This window comes from Nocardioides psychrotolerans (genome assembly GCF_943371775.1).
GTDB classification, from domain to species: Bacteria; Actinomycetota; Actinomycetes; order Propionibacteriales; family Nocardioidaceae; genus Nocardioides; species Nocardioides psychrotolerans_A.
Map to the genome: position 1 here is coordinate 33543 of NZ_CALRWD010000021.1, position 20422 is coordinate 53964.

Here is a 20422-nt window from a genome sequence, read left to right on the forward strand (position 1 = left end):
CCGGGAACGGAGGGGCTCAGTCCTGCTGCTCCAACGACGTGCGCAGCTGCTCGAGCGTGCGCGTCAGCAGGCGTGAGACGTGCATCTGGGAGACCCCGATCTCCTCCGCGATCTGCGACTGCGTCATGTTCTTGAAGAAGCGCAGGAGCAGGATCTTCTTCTCGCGGGGCTCCAGACGGTCCAGCAGCGGCTTGATCGACTCGCGGATCTCGACGTGCTCGAGCCCGGCGTCGTCGACCCCGATGGCGTCGAGCATGGACGCGGCCGAGTCGTCGGAGTCGTCCGAGGCGTCGAGGGAGAGCGTGGAGTAGGCGTTGCTGGACTCGATGCCCTCGACGATCTCCTCGACGCTGCACCCGATGCTCTCGGCGAGCTCGCGCACCGTGGGGGAGCGTCCGAGCGACTGGGTGAGCTCGGCCGTGGCGGCACCGATCTGCATCCGCAGCTCCTGGAGCCGCCGCGGGACGCGGATGGCCCAGCCCTTGTCGCGGAAGTAGCGCTTGATCTCGCCGATGATGGTGGGCGTGGCGTAGGTCGAGAACTCCACGCCACGGAAGGAGTCGAAACGGTCGATCGACTTGATGAGACCGATGGTGCCGACCTGGACGAGGTCCTCGAGAGGCTCCCCGCGGTTGCGGAAGCGTCGCGCACAGTGCTCGACGAGCGGGAGGTGCAGGTGCACCAGCCCGTCACGGGCGCTGTCTCGTCTCGCCTGCGACTCGTCCTCGTCGTGGAAGACGACGAAGAGCGCGGCACTGCGCTTGCGGGTCAGCTCGACCCCGGTCAGCTGCGCCTCGTCGTCGGGGAGGTCGTCCCGAGAGGGGTGACGGTCCATGTCAGAGGCCGACTCCGGCGATGGAGGAGTGCATCGTCATCGTCACCACGAACTGGTCGTCGACCGACTCGGCGGTCGCGCTGGTCGCCAGCGTGGTCAGCACCTGCCAGGCGAAGCTGTCGCGATCGGGCGCGGCCGCGCCGAGCGACGACACGCTCACGGCGATCGTGAGCGTGCCGGGCGCGAGGTAGAAGCGGCAGTTGAGGTCCGAGCCGGGGTCCGCCTCCGGCAGCACCATCGCGTTGGCCTCGCCCACCGCGATGCGCAGGTCCTCGATGTCGTCGATGGTGAAGTCCAGCCGTGCGGCGAGCCCGGCCGCGGTGGTGCGCAGCACCGACGCGTAGGCGCTGTCGGCGGGGAGGCGCAGCTCGACGTCGGCTCGATCGCTCTGGTGGCCGCCCGGGTGGGCGGTGCCCGTCACAGACATGTCTACGTCCTTCGTTGGTGCGAAGCGGTCGGCTGACCCTACTGCCCGCCGCCGTCTTCCCAGGGGAGGACGGAGGAGACAGCGGAGGGACGACGGGGCTGTACCCCGTGACCGGTCCGGACAAACGCGGACGTCAGCGCGTGGACGTGCCCTGGAGCGTCGCCACGTAGCGGAGGGTGACAGTCGGCTCGGGCGCCCCGGTGTCCGCGTAGCTGTTGGTGCAGTCGCCACGGAGCTCGCTGACCACCACGTGCTCCGTGGCGTCGCCGACGAAGCGACGCGGGGCCTGCCCCTCGGGGGCCGAGCCGACGGCGCGCAGCACGATCCGACTCGTCGTGCTGGTCGTCTTGAAGTGCGTGCCCGGCACATCCTCACCGGTCTCCACGTCGAAGCAGAGCCCCTCCTCGACCCGAGGCTCGGGTGCCGACACCCGGAGCACCGACCCGTTCCACGCGTAGTCGAACCTGTTGCCGCTGCTGGATTTGATAACGCCCGAGCAGGACGCGGCATCAGGGCAGGACGGTCGCAGCGTCCAGGTCACCCGGCCGGCCACGTCACCGACCTTGCCGTAGCCGGGGTTGTCGGTCTTCGACACGGTCACGACCAGCCGGTACCTCCCATCGGGCACCGAGGTGACGACCGGGTCGGGCGGAGGCTCGACCGGCTCGCTGGGCTCCGGGTCGCGCGACGACACGTCGTTCACCTGGCTGATGTCCGCGCCCACAGCGGTCTCGCCGTCACCGTTGGTCAGCACGACGGTCGTCACCGCCACGACGACGAAGGCGGCCGCCGTCGCCCCGAGCGTCATCGCGAGCTTGCGCGTGCTCCGGCCGGCGGACGAGGCGACCTGGCGAGCCACCTGGCCGCCGACGGCGGTGTCGAGGACCTGCTCCGCCGCACGCACCCCGGTGCCGGTGCTGCCCAGGACCGTGACCATGCCCAAGGCTGCGCCGGTGCCCCCGACCAGGCCGGCGATCGAGGCACGACTCAGCCAGCCAGGGCCGTAGCGACGTTCGGCGGCCTGCTCGAGCCGGAGCAGCAGGGCGGAGGCGTCAGCGGGCCGGTCGGAGGGATCCTTGGAGAGGGCGTCGACGAGCAGCTGCTCCATCTCGGCCCCCTCGCTCGTGAGGTGGGGTGCCGGCGCCTCGAGGTGCTGACGCACCATGTCCAGCGAGGAGCCGGAGAAGAGTGGTGCTCCGGCGAGCAGGTGGTGCAGCAGCGCAGCCGCCGAGTAGACGTCGCTCCTGGTCGACAGCGCCGTCCCGCGTGCTGCCTCGGGCGACAGGTAGGCGGGGGTGCCGAGCACCATGGGCGCGGTCGACCCCGTGGGCGCGAGGGTGCCCACGACGGTCTCGGTCCCCGCGCTCCCGCCGGGGACTCCGGTCGTGGCCGGCGCGGCGAGACCGAAGTCCAGGAGCATGGAGGTCCCGGCCCGGTCGACGAGGATGTTGGTCGCCGAGATGTCGCGGTGCAGGACGCCGTGCTCGTGGGCGTGGGCCAGGCCGAGCAGCGCACCGCGCATCACGCCGACCGCCTGCTCGGCGCTCAGGCGACCGTGCTCCGCCAGGATGTCCTCGAGGGTCGTGCCGTCGACCCACTGCTCGGCCAACCAGGCTCGACCGGGCTCCTCGACGTAGTCGTAGAGCTCCACGATGTTGGGGTGCGACAGTGCGGCCAGCGTGTGCGCCTCCGTGCGGAGCCGCGCAGCCTGGCCGGGAGCGCCGCGCACCGCTGCCGACAGCTCCTTGATGGCCGCCTCGCGACCGAGCTCCGTGTGACGGGCGCGGTAGACGCTGCCCAAGACTCCCGAGCCGGCCACTGCGACGACCTCGTAGGCTCCGAACTTGTCCATGCTGACTCCCTGGGCTACCCCGAGAGTGGGCACGTGCGGATGCAGCGACCGTCCGCCGTCGTGCTGCCCCCCGAGGCGGGAGGAGGATGCCCCGTCGACGCTACGCCTGAACGTCCCCGGGCAGCACCACCCAAAATGGGGCGTCTGGCCAACCGGCGGGGGCTGTTCGATACTGCGCTCTATGGCAGATGCGGCGCTCGACCTGCCGCCCGGCTACGAGCTCGTCCGACGGCTCGGGGCCGGGGGGTTCGGCGAGGTGTTCCTCGCCCGGCAGCCGGCGATCGGGCGGCTCGTCGCGATCAAGCGGATCCTGCCCCACGCCCTGACCGACACCGACAACCTGGAGCGGTTCCGCCGTGAGGCGAGGATCCTGGCGAGCACCCGCTGCCGGTCGGTGGTGAAGGTCTACGACCTCATGACCGGCGACGGCGGTGCACTGCTCGTCATGGAGTACGTCCCCGGGGTCAACCTCCTCGACCTGCTCGACGGCGAGCGGCTGCCGGTCGACCAAGCGATGGTGGTCCTGCGCGACGTCGCCGAGGCGCTCGCTGCCATGGCCGAGCAGGGGGTCGTGCACCGCGACGTCAAGCCGGGCAACGTGTTCGTGCTGCCCGACGGCCACGCACGGTTGGGCGACTTCGGTCTGGCGCGGGCCGTCGCGGACGCGTCCGGCTTCCGCACGGGCGGCGGGGCGCCGTCGGGGACACCGGCGTACTTCCCTCCGGAGGTGAGCCAGGGCATCGCGGAGCCGAGTCCCGCCTCGGACGCCTACTCGTTCGCCGTGATGGCCTACGAGACGCTGCTCGGTCGACGGCCGTTCGATGCCGGTGACGCCGTGGCTCTCGTGATCGCTCACTGGGAGCACCCGCCGGTGCCGCCGCGCGACGTCCTGCCCGGCGTTCCGGCGGCTGCAGCCGACGCCCTCCTGGCTGGGCTGGACAAGGATCCGGGCCAGCGGTTGCTCCCCCTCGCGCTCGTCGACCGGTTGGCGGCGGTCCCCGCTGGTGCGTGGCCGCCGGCTGCCTGGCGGGAGCCTGCAGCGGACTCCGCCAGGAGCGACCCGACCGTCGTGGCGGTCGCTCAGCCCGCGACGCGGGCAGGGGACGACCCGGCCCCTGCGCGGAGGGCGTCGTCGGCCAGGTCGCGGTCGAGCAAGGAGCGGCTGCGGGCCGTGGGCGCCGCCGTCGCCGCCGCGGCCGTCGCCGCCCTGGTCGCCGTCGTCGTCCTGGTCTCGCCGTGGGACTCCCCGCTGGAGGTGACCTCGGTGGAGGTGGAGGCCTCGACGCGGCAGGGGACCTGCCCGCGCGCCGCGTTCGTCTTCACCGGCCTGGTGCGCACGAACGGAGAGGCGGGCACGCTGACCCTGCAGTGGACCCGACCCGACGGCGTGCCGAACGCGAAGCGCACCGTGCGGGTGGCGGCGGGACAGCAGCGCGTGTCCGCACGACTGGAGTTCACCATGCGGGGGTCTCGTCCGCTGGAAGGGGCCGCGGTGCTGACGGTGCTGCGCCCCGACTCGGTGCACGACAGCGCCCTGGTGGGCTACACCTGTCGCGGTCGACGGACCCGGTGACGGCTCTCCGCGCACGCCGTAGCGTCGTCACCATGAATGACCAGCCGGCAGGCCCCCCCACGACACGGCACCCCGCCGACAGCCACGACCTCATCCGCGTGCACGGCGCGAGGGTCAACAACCTGCGTGACGTCGACGTCGAGATCCCCAAGCGTCGCCTCACGGTCTTCACCGGGGTGTCGGGCTCGGGCAAGAGCTCGTTGGTGTTCGGCACGATCGCCGCGGAGTCGCAGCGGATGATCAACGAGACCTACAGCGCCTTCGTGCAGGGGTTCATGCCGTCCCTGGCGCGCCCGGAGGTCGACCTCCTCGAGGGACTGACGACCGCGATCATCGTCGACCAGGAGCGGCTCGGGGCCAACCCGCGCTCGACCGTGGGCACCGCCACCGACGCCAGCGCGATGCTGCGCATCCTCTTCAGCCGTCTCGGTGATCCCTACATCGGTCCGCAGACGGCGTTCTCCTTCAACGTCCCGACACGCAAGGCCAGTGGGGTGATGTCGACCGACAAGGGTGGCCGTGTCGAGAAGAGCGTGGTGAAGGACGCGGTCTACCTCGGCGGCATGTGCCCGCGGTGCGAGGGCATGGGCAACGTGAGCGACATCGACCTCACGGCGCTCTACGACGAGACCAAGTCGTTGAGCGACGGTGCGCTGACGATCCCGGGCTACTCGATGGAGGGGTGGTACGGGCGGCTCTTCGAGGGCGTCGGCCTGCCGATGGACAAGCCGATCGCTTCGTTCACCCAGAAGCAGCTCGACACGATGCTCTACGCCGAGCCGACCAAGATCAAGGTCGAGGGCATCAACCTGACCTTCGACGGGATCATCCCCAAGATCCAGAAGTCGATGCTCTCCAAGGACCCCGAGGCCATGCAGCCGCACGTACGACGGTTCGTCGAGCGGGCGGTCACCTTCCAGACCTGCCCCGATTGCGGAGGCACGCGGCTCACGCGCGAGGCGCTGTCGTCCAAGATCGCCGGCAAGAACATCGCGGACCTCTGCGCGATGCAGATCAGCGACCTGGCCGTCTGGGTGCGCCGGCTGGAGGAGCCGTCGGTCGCGCCCCTGCTGACCGGGCTGCAGCACCTGCTCGACTCGTTCACCGAGATCGGTCTGGGCTACCTCTCGCTGGACCGGCCCTCCGGGACGCTGTCGGGTGGTGAGGCCCAGCGCACGAAGATGATCCGCCACCTGGGCTCCTCGCTCACCGACGTCACCTACGTCTTCGACGAGCCCACCATCGGCCTGCACCCGCACGACATCGAGCGGATGAACCAGCTGCTGCTCCAGCTGCGCGACAAGGGCAACACCGTCCTGGTCGTCGAGCACAAGCCGGAGACGATCGCGATCGCCGACCACGTCGTCGACATCGGCCCCGGGGCGGGCACCGGCGGCGGCACGGTCTGCTTCGAGGGCTCGGTGGAGGGCCTGCGGTCGAGCGACACGACGACCGGTCGTCACCTCGACGACCGCGCGCGGCTCAAGGACGAGGTGCGGCCGGCCACCGGGGTGCTCGAGGTCCGAGGAGCGGCGGCGCACAACCTCAAGCAGGTCGATGTCGACATCCCGCTGGGCGTGCTCTGCGTCCTCACCGGGGTCGCCGGCTCAGGCAAGAGCTCGCTGGTGACCGGCTCGGTGCTGGGCCGCGAGGGCGTCGTGTCGGTCGACCAGAGCGCGATCAAGGGGTCGCGGCGCAGCAACCCGGCGACGTACACCGGGCTCCTCGAGCCGATCCGCAAGGCGTTCGCCAAGGCCAACGGTGTCAAGCCGGCGCTCTTCAGCTCCAACTCCGAGGGGGCCTGCTCGACCTGCAACGGCGCCGGGGTGATCTTCACCGAGCTGGGCGTCATGGCCACCGTCGAGTCCCTCTGCGAGGAGTGCGAGGGGCGGCGCTTCCAGGCGTCGGTGCTGGACTACACGCTCGGTGGCAAGGACATCAGCGAGGTCCTGGCCATGTCGGTCGGCGAGGCCACCGCGTTCTTCGCCGACGGTGCCGCCAGGGTGCCCGCCGCGCACAAGATCCTCGACCGGCTCTCGGACGTCGGGCTGGGCTACCTCAGCCTGGGCCAGCCGCTCACGACCCTCTCCGGAGGCGAGCGGCAGCGGCTCAAGCTGGCCGTCCAGATGGCCGAGAAGGGCGCGGTCTACGTGCTCGACGAGCCGACGACCGGTCTCCACCTCGCCGATGTCCAGCAGCTGCTCGGGCTCCTCGACCGCCTCGTGGACTCCGGGCTGTCGGTGATCGTCATCGAGCACCACCAGGCGGTGATGGCCCACGCCGACTGGATCATCGACCTCGGCCCGGGTGCCGGCCACGACGGCGGCACGATCGTCTTCGAGGGCACGCCGGCCGCCCTCGTCGCCGACGCCTCGACGCTCACCGGCCAGCACCTGTCGTCGTACGTCGGCGGCTGAGACGCACCTCGCCCCCGGCTCCTGTGCGGGGCCGGGGGCGAGGGACGTGCAGCAGGTCAGCGACCTGCGAGGGGACGAGCAAGCTCGCCCCTCGGGCTCACTTCTTGGTCTCCCAGAAGATCTCGGCGATCTCGTCGATCTTCGCGAGCAGCTGGTCGGCCACGTCGGCGTCGAGCGTGCCCTTGGTGCCCGAGGCGCCGGCGAGCTTGGTGGCCTCGTTGACCAGCGTGTGGAGCTGGGGGTACTTCTCGAAGTGCGGGGGCTTGAAGTAGTCGGTCCACAGCACCCAGAGGTGGTGCTTGACCAGCTCGGAGCGCTCCTCCTTGATCAGCACCGCCCGCGTGCGGAAGTCGGGGTCGTCGTTGTCGGCCACCTTCCCGATCAGGGCCTTGATGGACTCGGCCTCGATGCGTGCCTGAGCGGGGTCGTAGACACCACAGGGCAGGTCGCAGTGGGCGGAGACCTCGACAGTGGGGGCGAACAGTCGCGCGAACATGCGTGTCCTCTCGTCGTCAACAGAGCTTGTCGTTGGGACACTACTCCGCATGCCACGGACCTCACGACCTCCCTATGGGTGGGCCCTCGTCCGCGGTGACTCGATGGAGCCCACGCTGACGGCCGGCGACCGCCTCCTGGTCAGTCACCGACGCCGGCCCCGCCCCGGGGCGGTGGTCGTGGCCCGCTTCCCCGACGGGACCCTCGCGGTCAAGCGCGCGGCGCAGCGTCGTACGACGGGGTGGTGGCTGCTCAGCGACGCCCCCGACGTCGGGGTCGACTCCCGGCACCGGGGGCCGGTGCGCGAGGAGGACGTGGTGGCGGTCGTGCTGGCGCGGGTCTGGCCCCGCCCCCGTCGGTTGTGAGATGACTCATCTGGGACGGCCCGAGGGGGTCAGGACGGTTGTGGGAGGATCCCGGATCGTGGCTGTTGCTGATTCCCCCTCGCACCCGCACGCCGGCGACCCGGTCTTCGACCTCCATGTCGGAGGCAAGATGCAGATCGTGTCCACGGCGCCGCTGGACGGTGCTGACGACCTCTCGCTCGCCTACACACCGGGCGTCGCCCTGGTGTGCGAGGCGATCGCCGCCGACCCGTCGATGACCCAGCACTACACCTGGGTCCCCAACGTCGTCGCCGTGGTCAGCGACGGCACCGCCGTGCTCGGCCTGGGCGACATCGGCCCCGCCGCGGCGATGCCGGTCATGGAGGGCAAGGCGGTCCTCTTCAAGCAGTTCGGCGGCGTCGACGCCGTCCCGATCTGCCTGGACACCACCGACGTCGAGGAGATCATCGAGACCGTCGCCAGGATGGCCCCGAGCTTCGGCGGCATCAACCTGGAGGACATCTCGGCGCCCCGGTGCTTCGAGATCGAGGACCGGCTCAAGGCGATGCTCGACATCCCGGTCTTCCACGACGACCAGCACGGCACCGCCGTCGTGGTGCTGGCCGCGCTCACGAATGCCCTCAAGCTGACCGGTCGCGAGCCGGGCACGACCCGCGTGGTCATCTCCGGGGCCGGAGCCGCCGGTGTCGCCGTGGCCCGCATCCTGCTCGAGGCCGGCATCACCGACCTCGCCGTCACCGACCGCAAGGGCGTGCTCAACTCGCAGCGTGCCGACCTGACCCCGGTCAAGCGCGCGCTCGCCGTCGACACCGCCGACCGCTACGGCCGCAGCGGCACCCTGGCCGACGCGCTGGACGGCGCCGACGTCTACATCGGCCTGTCCGGTGGCACCGTGCCGGAGGAGTACGTCGCCACCATGGCGCCCGACTCGATCGTCTTCGGCCTGGCGAACCCGACGCCGGAGGTCCACCCCGACGTGGCTCGCCGCCACGCCCGCGTGGTCGCGACGGGTCGCTCGGACTTCCCCAACCAGATCAACAACGTGCTGGCCTTCCCTGGGATCTTCCGCGGCGCCTTCGACGTCCACGCCACCGCGATCACCGAGGGCATGAAGCTCGCCGCGGCCGAGGCGCTGGCCGAGCTGGTCGGCGACGAGCTGACCGAGGAGATGATCATCCCCTCGCCGTTCGACCCGCGGGTGGGCCCTGCCGTCTCGAGCGCGGTGGCAGCCGCGGCCCGTCGCGACGGCGTCGCGCGCCGCTGACCGTCGACGGTTGACATGACCCCGGCGGGGGAAGAGACCCGGCATGCGCCGCGCCTCCCTCGCCCTGACCTGCTCGCTGACGACGCTCGTGGTGGCCCTCACCGCCTGCTCCGAGGGCGGTGAGCGGGAGCGCGCCGACCGCGACGAGGGTCCGTCCCTGCCGATCTGTGGTGCGCTGGACGCCGCGGAGGTGGAGAAGCTCGTCGGCGAGCCGGTGACGATCGAGGAGAAGCGCTTCCTCGGCGCGGGCAACTGCAGCGTCACCGGCGAGGAGGACCTCCCGATCCTGGCCATCATCTCGGAGAGCCGGGAGGCGTCCTTGGACGAGATCGTCACCGAGCTGACGTCGTCCTCCGAGGACCACTCCACCGAGCCGCTGGAGATCGAGGGCACCGTCGAGGCCGTCGAGCTGGAGGACACGATGTCGGGCATCTCGTCGCGCTCGCTGATTGCGACGGTCGAGGGCGGGTGGTATGCCATCACGCCGTTCGTCGGCGCCACGCGGGAGGACGAGAGGCGGGTGATGGTGGCGGCCATGACGATGCTCGTCGGCGGGGACCTGCCGGCCGATGCCGTCTTCACGCCCGTGGACGTCCCTCACCCCTGCGACCTGCTGGGTGACGCGGCCGTCGCCGAGGCGCTCGGCCAGGCCGTGGTCTCGGAGCGCAACGACGGGGTCGAGGGTCTGCGCCAGTGCCTGTTCCGCACGTCGCCCGAGGACACGTTCTCCTACCTCAGCGTCTCCGACTTCGCCGACCGGCCGTCCCTGGACGCTGCTCGGAGCCTCGACGAGCGCTCCGGCACCGTCGAGGACGTCACGGCGCCCGGTCTCCTCGAGGCGTTCATCGGCGTCCGTGACGACGACCCGAGCCGGGTCACCGCCTGGGCCGCCACGCAGGACGCGACCTACCAGGTCACGCCGGACGAGGAGAGCGAGGACGGCGTGGCCGAGGCCCGGGCGATCCTCGAGCTGCTCGGGGCCGCGTCGGTCGCCCTGCGGTGACGCGCCGAGGGTGACCGCAGAGTCGCCTGCGGCTCACGGCTCGAGGCCGTCCTACTAGGCTCCGAGACATGTTCGCCGTCTATGCCGATTCCTTTGCCGCCGCCGACTCCGAGGACCCCTTCGCGGGCCTGGTCATCGGGGAACGACCCGACCCGGTCGCCCCGGACGGATGGACCACCGTCACCGTCAAGGCCGCCTCGCTCAACCACCACGACCTCTGGTCGCTGCGCGGCGTGGGCCTGCGCGAGGAGGCGCTGCCGATGATCCTGGGCTGCGATGCCGCCGGCCTCGACGAGAACGGCAACGAGGTCGTCGTGCATGCGGTCATCTCCGACCCGAGCTGGCGTGGGGACGAGACCTTCGACCCCCGACGCTCCCTGCTCTCCGAGCGCCACCAGGGCACCTTCGCCGACAAGGTGGTCGTCCCGACCTCCAACGTGATCGCCAAGCCCGCGTCGCTCTCCTTCGAGGAGGCCGCCTGCCTGCCGACCGCCTGGCTGACCGCCTACCGGATGCTCTACACCCAGGGCGACCTCAAGGCCGGCGACACCGTGCTCGTGCAGGGCGCCGGCGGGGGAGTGGCCACGGCGCTCATCACCTTGGCCCGCGCCGGTGGGCTCAAGGTGCTGGCCACCTCGCGCGACGAGACCAAGAGGGCCAAGGCCCTGGAGCTCGGCGCCCACGAGGTGTTCGAGTCCGGTGCCCGCCTGCCCGTCAAGGTCGACGCGGTGATGGAGACCGTCGGTCGCGCGACCTGGTCGCACTCGGTGCGCGCCCTGCGCCCCGGCGGCAAGATCGTCATCAGCGGCACGACGTCGGGCCCGACGCTCGACGACGCCGAGCTGACCCGCATCTTCTTCCTCCAGCTCAGCGTCATCGGCTCGACCATGGGCACCAGCGGCGAGCTGGCCTCGCTCGTCGCCCTGCTCGACGCGACGGGTGCCCGGCCGCTCATCGACCGGGCGATCCCGATGACCGACGCCCGCGACGGCTTCGCGGCCATGGCGCAGGGCGACATCTTCGGCAAGGTCGTCTTCACGCGATGACCACCCACCTGGTGACGGGGGCGGGCTCCGGCATCGGGGCCGTCCTCGCCGACCGGCTGCAGGGGCGCGGTGACCACCTGGTCCTCCTGGCGAGGACCACGGCGCGCGCCGACGAGCTCGCCGAGCGCTATCCCGGCAGCCAGGTCGTGGTGGCCGACCTGGCGGACGCGAGCGCGCTGGAGCGGATCAGCGGGCTGCCCGAGGAGATCGACTCACTGCACCACGTCGCCGGCGTGGTGGAGCTCGGGTGCGTGGCGGAGCAGGGGAGCGAGGTGCTGAGCCACCACCTGGCGGTCAACCTCGTCGCCCCGGCGATCCTCACGCGACGGTGCCTGCCGGCCCTGCGCCGCACGCGCGGCACGGTCGTCTTCGTCAACTCCTCCGCGGGCCTGAGCGCCAACGCCGACTGGTCCGCCTACGCCGCCTCGAAGTTCGGGTTGCGCGGCTTCGCGGACGCGTTGCGGGCCGAGGAGGTCGAGCACGGCGTGCGCGTGACGACGATCTTCCCCAGCCGCACCGCGACCCCGATGCAGGAGAAGGTGCACGAGCAGGAGGGGCGCACCTACGACGCCTCGCGCTGGATCGCACCCTCGACCGTGGTCGACACGATCCTGCACGTGCTCGACCTGCCCGACGACGCGAGCATCCCCGAGGTCACCGTGCGTCCGGTGCTGCCGCGGGCGACCTGACCTGTCCTGCCCGGATCCGACCTAGCGCTTCGAACGCCAGTTGAGGGCGCCGACCAGCACCATGCGCAGCTGCACCCGGGCGCCCTCGACGATCGCCTTCTCGGCGCCGGGGTCGGGGGTGCGCAGGATCGCCTCGGCCAGCCCCACCATCGCCGTCACGATGAGGCCCGACAGGATCTGCAGGTCGTCGGGCGACCACGTGGTCGTGCCCGTGAGGCGGACCAGGTCGGTGGCCAGCTCCTTCTCGAACTGCTCGATGGCGGTGTTGATCGCCTCGCGCACGCGCAGCGGCCCCGCGGCGCGCTCGCGGACGATGAACTGGAAGTGCGCCCGCTGCTGGTGGACGTGCTCGACCAGGATGCCGATCGAGGAGTCGATGATGTCGTCGAAGGCGGGATCGCTGCGCCGCACGTCGAGCAGCATCGCCCGCAGGGACACGAACGACTCGTCGACCAGCTCGAGGCCGAGGGCCTCGATCGAGTCGAAGTGCCGGTAGAACGCGGTCGGGACGATGCCGACCTCCTTGGCCACCTGCCGCAGGGACAACGCCACCAGGCTGCTGTCCTCGCAGAGCCGGAGGGCCGCGTCGAGGATGGCGCGGCGGGTCCGCTCCTTGCGCTCGCCGCGGGTCTCGGTCACAAGCGTCGAGTTTATCAGTGCACATGTGTGCACTGTCACGGCTGACGACGGTTGACCCGGCCGATCGGTGCTGCGAGAGTTTTGAGTGTACGAACGTACACTCAATCTGACACGCCAAGGAGCCCCGGATGAGCCTCACCGCCAGCCCGTTGCAGAGCCTGCTCCGCTCCCGTGCGCTCGCCGCCCTCACCTCGCCGCACGGCGTGGACCGCTACCTCGAGCAGGTCAACCCGATGTGGGCCGCCCACGAGGTCCGCGCCCGGGTGGTCAGCGTCCACCGCGAGACCGCCGGCCTCGACACCGCCCCCGTCGCCACCCTGACCCTCCAGCCCACCGCGACATGGCGCGGCCACCGCGCCGGGCAGCACGTCCAGGTGGGCGTCGACCTGCCGGGCAGCGCCAAGCGCTTCACCCGCTGCTTCTCCATCTCCTCGGCCGCCTCGGCGCCGGGTGAGCAGTTCACGCTGACGATCCGTGCGCACGACGAGGGCCAGGTCTCGAAGTTCCTCGTCACCCAGGCGCAGCCGGGGCAGATGATCCACCTCAGCCAGGCGATGGGGGACTTCACCCTCACCGAGAGCCCGGCCACCCCGACGATCAACCACCTGCTGATGATCAGCGGCGGCTCGGGCATCACGCCGGTCATGTCGATGGTGCGCACCCTGCTCCGCGACGGCTACGACGGCCGTGCCAACCGCAAGGTGACGTTCCTGCACTACGCCCGCTCGCCCGAGGACCAGATCTTCGCCGAGGAGCTGGCCGAGATCGCCGCCGGCGACAACCACGTCGACGTGCACCTGCGCTACGGCGACCACGTCTTCAGCGAGTTCGAGCTGCGTCGCCTGGTGCCCGACTTCCGCGACGTCGACACCTGGGCCTGCGGCCCGGGCGGGCTCATCGAGCTCGTCCACGCGGCGTACGGCGTCGAGGTCGGCTCCACCGAGCCGAGCCGGCTGCGCGTGGAGTTCTTCAAGCCGCCCATGACCGTCTCCGGCACGGCCGAGGGCCAGGTGTCGTTCAGCCGCTCCGGCGCAGAGGCCGCCAACACCGGCGCGAGCCTCCTCGAGCAGGCCGAGGCGCTCGGTCTCAAGCCCGAGTTCGGCTGCCGCATGGGCATCTGCTTCTCCTGCACCAAGACCAAGACCGAGGGCACCGTGCGCAACGTGGTCACCGGTGCCGAGTCCTCGCTGCCCGACGAGGACATCCAGATCTGTGTCTCCGCCCCCGTCGGCGACTGCGTCGTCGACCTCTGACGAAGGAACCACCACTCATGACCATCACCCAGGACCCCACCGCCACTGTCGGCAGCACCGCCTCCGAGGCGCGCGTGCCCGGCGACGCCGAGCTGCGTCGTCTCACCACCGAGCAGCTCGACGCCTTCGGCGCCGAGATGGACGCCATCCGCCAGCGCGCCCTCGGCCAGCTCGGCGAGGAGGACGCTGACTACATCCGCAAGGTCGTCAAGGCCCAGCGCGGCTTCGAGGTCGCCGGTCGCGCGCTGTTCTACCTCCCGCCGGCGTGGCCGCTCGCGGTCGCCGCGCTCAGCGTCTCCAAGATCCTCGACAACATGGAGATCGGCCACAACGTCATGCACGGCCAGTACGACTGGATGGGCGACCCGGGCCTCAACTCCCGGATGTACGACTGGGACAACGTGTGCCCCGGTGAGCAGTGGAAGTACAGCCACAACTACATCCACCACACCTTCACCAACATCCTCGGCAAGGACCGTGACATCGGCTACGGCATCCTGCGGATGGACGCCGACCAGAAGTGGCACCCCTACTACCTCGGCAACCCGCTCTACGCGCTCCTGCTGATGGTCTTCTTCGAGTGGGGCGTCGCGATGCACGACCTCGAGGTCGAGAACATCGTGTCGGGCAAGCGGTCGCTGGAGGACAACAAGGCGATCTACCCGGGGCTGATGAAGAAGATCAAGCGCCAGGCGCTCAAGGACTACGTGCTCTTCCCGGCACTGACCGGGCCGCTCTTCCCGCTCACCTTCGCGGGCAACGCGACGGCCAACCTGATCCGCAACATCTGGGCGTTCAACATCATCTTCTGCGGCCACTTCCCGGCCGGGGTCGCCACCTTCTCCGAGGAGGAGTGCGAGAACGAGTCGCGCGGCCACTGGTACTACCGCCAGCTGCTGGGCTCGGCCAACATCACCGGCGGGAAGCTCTTCCACGTGATGACCGGCAACCTGTCGCACCAGATCGAGCACCACCTGTTCCCCGACCTCCCGGCGCGCCGCTACCCGGAGATCGCGGAGGAGGTCCGCGAGATCTGCGACCGCTACGGCATCGGCTACAACGAGGGCCCGCTCGGCCAGCAGCTGCTGAGCGTCGCCAAGAAGATCTGCCGCTTCGCGCTGCCCGACAAGAAGAGCGACCTGGTGCCGTCCTTCCTGCGCAAGCCGGACGTGGAGACCGTGACCGACACCTCGTTGGCTGCGTGAGCCCGACGGGTCACACTGAGGGCATGGACGAGGGCATGCACGACGACAGCGCCGACCGCTCGGGGGCCGACCACCTGTCCAAGGGTGAGATCGGCAAGGACGCCGTGCAGTCCACGGTCGAGGCGGCGGCCTCGGCCGTGGGCGAGGTCGCGAGCATCATCACCAAGGCCGTGCAGGACGTCGCAGGCGCCGTCGGGGGCTTCGCGACCGAGGTCTTCGAGATCCGCGAGGCGGCCCGCAAGGCGGCCGACGAGCAGGGCGACTGACCGCTCAGCCGAAGGACATGCGGAAGCTCGCCATGCGGGCCGACGCCAGCGGTCGCGCGTCGCGCAGGAAGCCCAGGGGCCCGTCCGCGGCGAAGTCCCACACCCCACGGCACGGCAGCGTCCGTGCGGAGCCCTGGAGCGTGGCGGTCTTCTCTCCACCGCCCTCGGGCAGCCCGGGCTGCCAGGTGCCGCCCTTGAAGGGCACCCTCAGCATCCCGCGCGAGACGTCGGTGAAGCGCGCGCTGGCGATCGGTCGTCGCGCCACCGACGCCGACCACTCGGTCCGTGAGAGCGGACCCGTGTGGCTGCTCTCGAAGGTGAAGTCGCACAGGTCCTTGGGGATGGCCCAGAGCTCGCGGCCCCCGGCGACCGAAGCCGGGGAGTCGACCCAGATGTCGGTGATGCTGACCCGCTTCCCGTGCTCGGCCGACGTGACCGGGCGCGCCACCAGCAGCTCGGAGTAGGTCAGCGGGCTGCCCTCCTCATAGCTGACGAAGGCGGCTCCGTAGATGCCGGCCGGACGCAGCTCGTCGACGTCGTCGCGCACCTTGAAGAGCGAGAGCCACAAGGAGCCCACCATCCGCCACGGAGCTGCGGGATAGGCGGTCGTCTCGTGCGGTTGCTCGGCCATGGCCGCAGACTAGGGCGTGAGTGTGTCGTCGGTGAAGAGCGTCTCGTGCTCGCGGATCTCGGCCTCGAGCGCGGTCGGCAGGTCCGAGGTCATCTCCTCGGCCTGGGGAGCGCGCGGACCGAGCGTGGTGATGGCCTTGTCGATCGCACCCGAGACGTCGATGGTGCGCGCCGCCACGACGTAGGGCTTGTCGAGCTCCCGGGCGACGTACGACGCCACGAACCGCTGGAGCTCGCCCTCGACGTTGGCGGCGCGCTTGGTGATGGAGGCCCGGACACCCTGGGCCTGCACCCGCACCACGACCTGCTGCGCGTTCGGCGGGGTGACGTCGAGGACGATCGCCAGGTCCCGGCGGGCGCGCGCGGTCAGCACCAGGGGGACGTCGATGTCGGCCACGAAGCGCTGGGTGTCCACGCCCAGGTCGATCGCGAACTCCAGGGTCACCGGCAGTTCGATCCGGAAGCTCACCGGGTCCTCGCCCACGCGGGCCCCCACCGCCTGGCCGATCGCACCGGTCGCCCGGATCTTGACCACCCGGCCGGGGCCGACGCCGAGCGGGCCGACGTCGATGGGCTGCCCCGCCAGCACGTTGATGCCCGCCAGGACGCGCTCGGCGGAGACCGCGCTGCGGAAGAACGCCACGCCCCAGGCGGCATAGTCGACGTAGTCGTCGCTCATGCGCTCTCAGTCGTCCGGGTCGTCGAGGCGGGCCAGCCAGGTGGCCAGCCGCTCGACGGCCGTCTCGAACTCCGGGTGGGTGTCGGTGAACTCCTGCAGCCGGTCGGCGACCCACGCCAGGGTGACCTCCTCGTCACCCCGGCGCTTCTCGAGCTCCTCGATGCCGCGATCGGTGAAGTACATGCCGCTCCGATCAGGCGAAGGCGCGGTCGAGCAGGTCCTTCTGCTCGGCTGCGTGCCGCTTGACGGTGCCCACCGACGGCGAGCTGGAGGCGGTGCGCGTGATGCCCTCCACCTGGGCGTCGACCTCGGGCCAGACGTTGAGCGCGTAGTTGGGCCACGGACCCATGTTGACCGGCTCGTCCTGCACCCAGCGCACACCCTTGAGGTGGGGATAGCGCGCGATCTCGGCCTTGATGTCGTCGATCGGGTGCGGGTAGAGCTGCTCCACACGGGCGATGGCGAAGCGCTCGGGGTTCTCCCGCTTGGCACGGTCGACCATGAGGTCCCAGGTCACGCGACCCGAGCAGATCAGCAGGGTGTCGACCTTCCCGGGGTTGGCGTCCGCGTCCCCGATGAAGGGGCGGAAGGAGCCCGAGGTGAAGTCGGCCGGCTGCGAGGCGGCCTCCTTGCGCTTGAGCATCGACTTGGGCGTGAAGACGATGAGCGGTCGGTGCTTCTCGCCCAGCGAGTGGCGACGCAGCAGGTGGAAGTACGACGCCGGGGTGGACGGCTGGGCCACCACGAACGCCTCGTCTGCCGCCATCGTCATGAAGCGCTCGATGCGCGCGGACGAGTGGTCCGGCCCCTGGCCCTCGTAGCCGTGGGGGAGGAGCAGCACGACACCGGACTCCTGGCGCCACTTGGTCTCGCCCGAGGAGATGAACTCGTCGATGACCGTCTGCGCGCCGTTGACGAAGTCGCCGAACTGCGCCTCCCACAGCACGAGGGCCTCGGGGCGGGCCACGGAGTAGCCGTACTCGAAGCCGAGGGCGGCGTACTCGGAGAGCAGCGAGTCGTAGATGTAGAACTTCGCCTGGTCCTCGGTGAGCGAGGACAGCGGGGTCCACTCGTCGGCGTTGACGCGGTCGATGATCGTGCCGAAGCGCGACACGAACGTGCCGCGGCGCGAGTCCTGGCCGGCCAGGCGCACGGGGCGTCCGTCCATGAGGAGCGAGCCGAAGGCGAGGATCTCACCGGTGCCCCAGTCGATGGGGCCCTCGGTGATCGCCGTCGCGCGACGCTGCAGCTGCGGCATCACCTTGGGGTGCACGGTGAAGCCGTCGGGCGGCGTGACGTAGGCGTCGGACATCCGCTTGAGGAACTCCAGCGAGATGGCCGTCTCGGTCTCGCCCGCGGGCTTGTCCGGGTAGTCGGGGACCGTGGTCCACTCCGAGGGCTGGCTGCTGGCCTCGCGCACCTCGGTGAAGACCCGCTCCAGCTGCTGCTGGTAGTCGCGCAGGACCTGCTCGGCCTCCTCGATCGTGATGTCGCCACGACCGATCAGGGACTCGGTGTAGAGCTTGCGGACCGAGCGCTTCTGCTCGATGAGGTCATACATCAACGGCTGGGTGTAGGACGGGTCGTCGCCCTCGTTGTGACCGCGACGGCGGTAGCAGACCAGGTCGATGACGACGTCCTTGTTGAACGCCTGGCGGTACTCGAACGCGAGGCGGGCCACGCGGATGCAGGCCTCGGGGTCGTCGCCGTTGACGTGGAAGATCGGCGCCTGGACCATGCGCGCGACGTCCGTGCAGTAGAGCGAGGAGCGCGACGAGCCGGGCGAGGTGGTGAAGCCGACCTGGTTGTTGACGACCACGTGGATCGTGCCGCCGGTGCGGTAGCCACGCAGCTGGCTCAGGTTGAGCGTCTCGGCGACGACCCCCTGGCCGGCGAACGCCGCGTCACCGTGGACCAGCAGAGGCAGCACGGGGTAGGCGGCGCCCTTGTCGAGCACGTCCTGCTTGGCGCGGGCGATGCCCTCGAGGACGGGGTCGACGGCCTCGAGGTGCGAGGGGTTGGCCGCGACGGACACCTTGATGGTGTCACCGGACCCGGCCTCGAACTCGCCCTCGGCGCCGAGGTGGTACTTCACGTCGCCGGAGCCCTGGACCGTGCGCGGGTCGATGTTGCCCTCGAACTCGCGGAAGATCTGGCTGTACTTCTTGCCGACGATGTTGGCCAGCACGTTGAGCCGGCCGCGGTGGGCCATGCCGATCGTGACCTCGTCGAGGTCGGCCTCGGCGGCCGCCTCGCAGATCTCGTCGATGACGGGGATCGTGGTCTCGCCGCCCTCGAGGCTGAAGCGCTTCTGCCCGACGAACTTCGTCTGCAGGAACGTCTCGAAGGCCTCGGCCTGGTTGAGCTTGAGCAGGATCCGCAGCTGCTCCTCGCGAGGCGGCTTGGTGTGCGGCTGCTCCACGCGCTCCTGGATCCACCGGCGCTGCTCGGGATCCATGATGTGCATGTACTCGATGCCGGTGGTGCGGCAGTAGGAGTCGCGCAGGATGCCGAGGATGCCACGCAGCTTCATGAAGCGGCGGCCCTCGCCCCCGAAGGAGCCGGTGGCGAACTCACGGTCGAGGTCCCACAGCGTCAGGCCGTGCGACTCCACCTCGAGGTCGGGGTGGCTGCGCTGGCGGTATTCGAGCGGGTCGGTGTCGGCCATCATGTGCCCGCGCACGCGGTAGGCGTGGATGAGCTCGAGGATGCGGGCCTGCTTGCTGATCTCGTCGTCGTGCGACGTCGAGATGTCGTTGCTCCAGCGGATCGGCTCGTAGGGGATGCGCAGCGAGCGGAAGATCTCGTCGTAGAAGTCGTCCTCGCCGAGCAGCAGCTGGTGCATGCGCTTGAGGAACTCACCCGACTGGGCGCCCTGGATGACGCGGTGGTCGTAGGTCGAGGTCAGCGTCATGACCTTGCTGATCGCGTTGCGGGCGATCGCCTCGGCCGAGGCGCCCTGCCACTCCGGCGGGTACTCCATGGCGCCGACGCCGATGATCGCGCCCTGGCCGGCCATCAGGCGCGGCACGGAGTGCACGGTGCCGATGCCACCGGGGTTGGTCAGCGAGATCGAGGTGCCCTGGAAGTCGGTCACCGCGAGCTTGTTGTCGCGCGCCTTGCGCACGATCTCCTCGTAGGCGGTCCAGAAGCCGGCGAAGTCCATCGTCTCGGCGGCCTTGATGCTCGGGACGAGCAGCTGGCGCGAGCCGTCGGGCTTGGGGACGTCGATCGCGAGACCGAGGTTGATGTGGGCCGGCGTGATCAGGTTGGGCTTGCCCTCGCGGACCTCGAAGCCGTTGTTCATCTCCGGCATCGAGCGCACGGCCTTGACCAGCGCGTAGCCGATCAGGTGCGTGAAGGAGACCTTGCCGCCGCGGGCGCGGGCCAGGTGGTTGTTGATGACGGTGCGGTTGTCCCACAGCAGCTTGACCGGGACCGAGCGCACCGACGTCGCTGTGGGCACCGTCAGGGAGGCGTCCATGTTGGCCGCGGTGCGGGCAGGCGCGCCACGCAGGACGGTGTAGGTCGGCTCGTCGCTCGCCGCGGCGGGCTCGGCGGGGCGCGTCTCCTTGGGCATCGGGTTGCTGGTGCCCTTGGCCGGCTCAGCAGCCTTGGACTCCGGGCGCGGCTTGGCGACCGGGGCCGGCTTGGCCTCGGCCTTGGCAGCGGGGGCCGCCGACTTCTCCGCGGTCTTCTCAGCGGGCTTCGGCGTCGCCGCAGCCGGTGCCTTGCCGGTCGTCCCGTTGGCGGAGCCGTTGCTCGCCTGGCTCGTCGAGGTGGTGCCCGACCCGTTGCTGGT

19 protein-coding genes are annotated in these 20422 nt (G+C 70.5%); 10 read left to right on the forward strand and 9 right to left on the reverse strand.

Annotated features, from left to right (window positions below; translation table 11 throughout):
- Positions 1 to 16 precede the first annotated feature (16 nt).
- The 3 genes from AAG827_RS08355 to AAG827_RS08365 all read right to left on the reverse strand — a co-directional run bounded on the left by AAG827_RS08355 (position 17) and on the right by AAG827_RS08365 (position 3114).
- Positions 17 to 835: an RNA polymerase sigma factor SigF gene (locus tag AAG827_RS08355; RefSeq protein ID WP_341925453.1), complete on the reverse strand. Its 819-nt coding sequence runs from the start codon at positions 833 to 835 to the stop codon at positions 17 to 19.
- Between the two features lies 1 nt (position 836).
- Complete coding sequence (locus AAG827_RS08360; RefSeq protein ID WP_341925454.1) at positions 837 to 1262, reverse strand: anti-sigma factor; 426 nt, start codon at positions 1260 to 1262, stop codon at positions 837 to 839.
- A 133-nt stretch (positions 1263 to 1395) separates the two neighbouring features.
- The gene (locus AAG827_RS08365) at positions 1396 to 3114 is read right to left on the reverse strand and encodes a serine/threonine-protein kinase (RefSeq protein ID WP_341925455.1); all 1719 of its coding nucleotides are present in this window, start codon (positions 3112 to 3114) and stop codon (positions 1396 to 1398) included.
- A gap of 181 nt (positions 3115 to 3295) precedes the next feature.
- On the opposite strand from AAG827_RS08365, the gene AAG827_RS08370 reads away from it, so the two are divergent.
- Entirely contained in the window at positions 3296 to 4687 is a 1392-nt protein-coding gene (locus AAG827_RS08370) for a serine/threonine-protein kinase (protein WP_341925456.1), read from the forward strand.
- 32 nt (positions 4688 to 4719) lie between these two features.
- Positions 4720 to 7104: an excinuclease ABC subunit UvrA gene (locus AAG827_RS08375; RefSeq protein ID WP_341925457.1), complete on the forward strand. Its 2385-nt coding sequence runs from the start codon at positions 4720 to 4722 to the stop codon at positions 7102 to 7104.
- Positions 7105 to 7201: 97 nt separating this feature from the next.
- On the opposite strand, the gene sodN is transcribed toward AAG827_RS08375, so the two are convergent.
- Complete coding sequence (gene sodN / locus AAG827_RS08380) at positions 7202 to 7600, reverse strand: superoxide dismutase, Ni (protein WP_309647549.1); 399 nt, start codon at positions 7598 to 7600, stop codon at positions 7202 to 7204.
- 49 nt (positions 7601 to 7649) lie between these two features.
- Between sodN and sodX the strand changes: the two genes are divergently transcribed.
- The 5 genes from sodX (at position 7650) to AAG827_RS08405 (ending at position 11948) form a co-directional block, all read left to right on the forward strand.
- Positions 7650 to 7964, forward strand: coding sequence for a nickel-type superoxide dismutase maturation protease (gene sodX / locus AAG827_RS08385; protein WP_341925460.1), 315 nt, complete (start codon positions 7650 to 7652; stop codon positions 7962 to 7964).
- Between the two features lie 58 nt (positions 7965 to 8022).
- The gene (locus AAG827_RS08390; RefSeq protein WP_341925461.1) at positions 8023 to 9210 is read left to right on the forward strand and encodes an NADP-dependent malic enzyme; all 1188 of its coding nucleotides are present in this window, start codon (positions 8023 to 8025) and stop codon (positions 9208 to 9210) included.
- 43 nt (positions 9211 to 9253) lie between these two features.
- Positions 9254 to 10213 (forward strand): hypothetical protein, encoded by a 960-nt coding sequence (locus AAG827_RS08395; RefSeq protein WP_341925462.1) that lies wholly within the window; start codon positions 9254 to 9256, stop codon positions 10211 to 10213.
- 68 nt (positions 10214 to 10281) lie between these two features.
- The gene (locus AAG827_RS08400) at positions 10282 to 11259 is read left to right on the forward strand and encodes a zinc-binding dehydrogenase (RefSeq protein ID WP_341925463.1); all 978 of its coding nucleotides are present in this window, start codon (positions 10282 to 10284) and stop codon (positions 11257 to 11259) included.
- On the forward strand, positions 11256 to 11948 hold the full coding sequence (locus tag AAG827_RS08405; RefSeq protein WP_341925465.1) for an SDR family oxidoreductase: 693 nt from the start codon (positions 11256 to 11258) through the stop codon (positions 11946 to 11948). The genes AAG827_RS08400 and AAG827_RS08405 overlap by 4 nt, the downstream gene beginning before the upstream one ends.
- Positions 11949 to 11969: 21 nt before the next feature.
- On the opposite strand, the gene AAG827_RS08410 is transcribed toward AAG827_RS08405, so the two are convergent.
- Positions 11970 to 12587, reverse strand: coding sequence for a TetR family transcriptional regulator (locus AAG827_RS08410; RefSeq protein WP_341925466.1), 618 nt, complete (start codon positions 12585 to 12587; stop codon positions 11970 to 11972).
- 128 nt (positions 12588 to 12715) lie between these two features.
- Here AAG827_RS08410 and AAG827_RS08415 point away from each other — a divergent pair, with 128 nt between their 5' ends.
- From AAG827_RS08415 to AAG827_RS08425, 3 genes are read left to right on the forward strand one after another with little or no spacing between them, the layout of a single operon-like run.
- Positions 12716 to 13840, forward strand: coding sequence for a ferredoxin reductase (locus tag AAG827_RS08415; RefSeq protein ID WP_341925467.1), 1125 nt, complete (start codon positions 12716 to 12718; stop codon positions 13838 to 13840).
- A 17-nt stretch (positions 13841 to 13857) separates the two neighbouring features.
- Positions 13858 to 15045: an acyl-CoA desaturase gene (locus tag AAG827_RS08420; protein WP_341925468.1), complete on the forward strand. Its 1188-nt coding sequence runs from the start codon at positions 13858 to 13860 to the stop codon at positions 15043 to 15045.
- Positions 15046 to 15068: 23 nt separating this feature from the next.
- Entirely contained in the window at positions 15069 to 15311 is a 243-nt protein-coding gene (locus AAG827_RS08425; RefSeq protein ID WP_341925469.1) for a hypothetical protein, read from the forward strand.
- Positions 15312 to 15315: 4 nt separating this feature from the next.
- On the opposite strand, the gene AAG827_RS08430 is transcribed toward AAG827_RS08425, so the two are convergent.
- The 4 genes from AAG827_RS08430 to AAG827_RS08445 all read right to left on the reverse strand — a co-directional run.
- Positions 15316 to 15942, reverse strand: coding sequence for an acetoacetate decarboxylase family protein (locus AAG827_RS08430; RefSeq protein ID WP_341925470.1), 627 nt, complete (start codon positions 15940 to 15942; stop codon positions 15316 to 15318).
- 9 nt (positions 15943 to 15951) lie between these two features.
- A complete protein-coding gene (locus AAG827_RS08435) occupies positions 15952 to 16620 on the reverse strand; it encodes a hypothetical protein (RefSeq protein WP_341925471.1) in 669 nt (222 codons plus the stop codon).
- 6 nt (positions 16621 to 16626) lie between these two features.
- Complete coding sequence (locus tag AAG827_RS08440; protein WP_192143457.1) at positions 16627 to 16803, reverse strand: DUF6104 family protein; 177 nt, start codon at positions 16801 to 16803, stop codon at positions 16627 to 16629.
- Between the two features lie 10 nt (positions 16804 to 16813).
- A partial coding sequence (locus AAG827_RS08445) for a multifunctional oxoglutarate decarboxylase/oxoglutarate dehydrogenase thiamine pyrophosphate-binding subunit/dihydrolipoyllysine-residue succinyltransferase subunit (protein ID WP_341925472.1) occupies positions 16814 to 20422 on the reverse strand: 3609 nt, incomplete at its 5' end.

Coding starts and splice junctions, on each gene's coding strand:
- AAG827_RS08440 (WP_192143457.1), bottom strand. CDS start 16,803: ATGTACTTCACCGATCGCGGCATCGAGGAGCTCGAGAAGCGCCGGGGT.
- AAG827_RS08360 (WP_341925454.1), bottom strand. CDS start 1,262: ATGTCTGTGACGGGCACCGCCCACCCGGGCGGCCACCAGAGCGATCGA.
- AAG827_RS08415 (WP_341925467.1), top strand. CDS start 12,716: ATGAGCCTCACCGCCAGCCCGTTGCAGAGCCTGCTCCGCTCCCGTGCG.
- AAG827_RS08405 (WP_341925465.1), top strand. CDS start 11,256: ATGACCACCCACCTGGTGACGGGGGCGGGCTCCGGCATCGGGGCCGTC.
- sodX (WP_341925460.1), top strand. CDS start 7,650: ATGCCACGGACCTCACGACCTCCCTATGGGTGGGCCCTCGTCCGCGGT.
- AAG827_RS08375 (WP_341925457.1), top strand. CDS start 4,720: ATGAATGACCAGCCGGCAGGCCCCCCCACGACACGGCACCCCGCCGAC.
- AAG827_RS08355 (WP_341925453.1), bottom strand. CDS start 835: ATGGACCGTCACCCCTCTCGGGACGACCTCCCCGACGACGAGGCGCAG.
- AAG827_RS08400 (WP_341925463.1), top strand. CDS start 10,282: ATGTTCGCCGTCTATGCCGATTCCTTTGCCGCCGCCGACTCCGAGGAC.
- AAG827_RS08395 (WP_341925462.1), top strand. CDS start 9,254: ATGCGCCGCGCCTCCCTCGCCCTGACCTGCTCGCTGACGACGCTCGTG.
- AAG827_RS08420 (WP_341925468.1), top strand. CDS start 13,858: ATGACCATCACCCAGGACCCCACCGCCACTGTCGGCAGCACCGCCTCC.
- AAG827_RS08430 (WP_341925470.1), bottom strand. CDS start 15,942: ATGGCCGAGCAACCGCACGAGACGACCGCCTATCCCGCAGCTCCGTGG.
- AAG827_RS08435 (WP_341925471.1), bottom strand. CDS start 16,620: ATGAGCGACGACTACGTCGACTATGCCGCCTGGGGCGTGGCGTTCTTC.
- AAG827_RS08365 (WP_341925455.1), bottom strand. CDS start 3,114: ATGGACAAGTTCGGAGCCTACGAGGTCGTCGCAGTGGCCGGCTCGGGA.
- AAG827_RS08370 (WP_341925456.1), top strand. CDS start 3,296: ATGGCAGATGCGGCGCTCGACCTGCCGCCCGGCTACGAGCTCGTCCGA.
- AAG827_RS08425 (WP_341925469.1), top strand. CDS start 15,069: ATGGACGAGGGCATGCACGACGACAGCGCCGACCGCTCGGGGGCCGAC.
- sodN (WP_309647549.1), bottom strand. CDS start 7,600: ATGTTCGCGCGACTGTTCGCCCCCACTGTCGAGGTCTCCGCCCACTGC.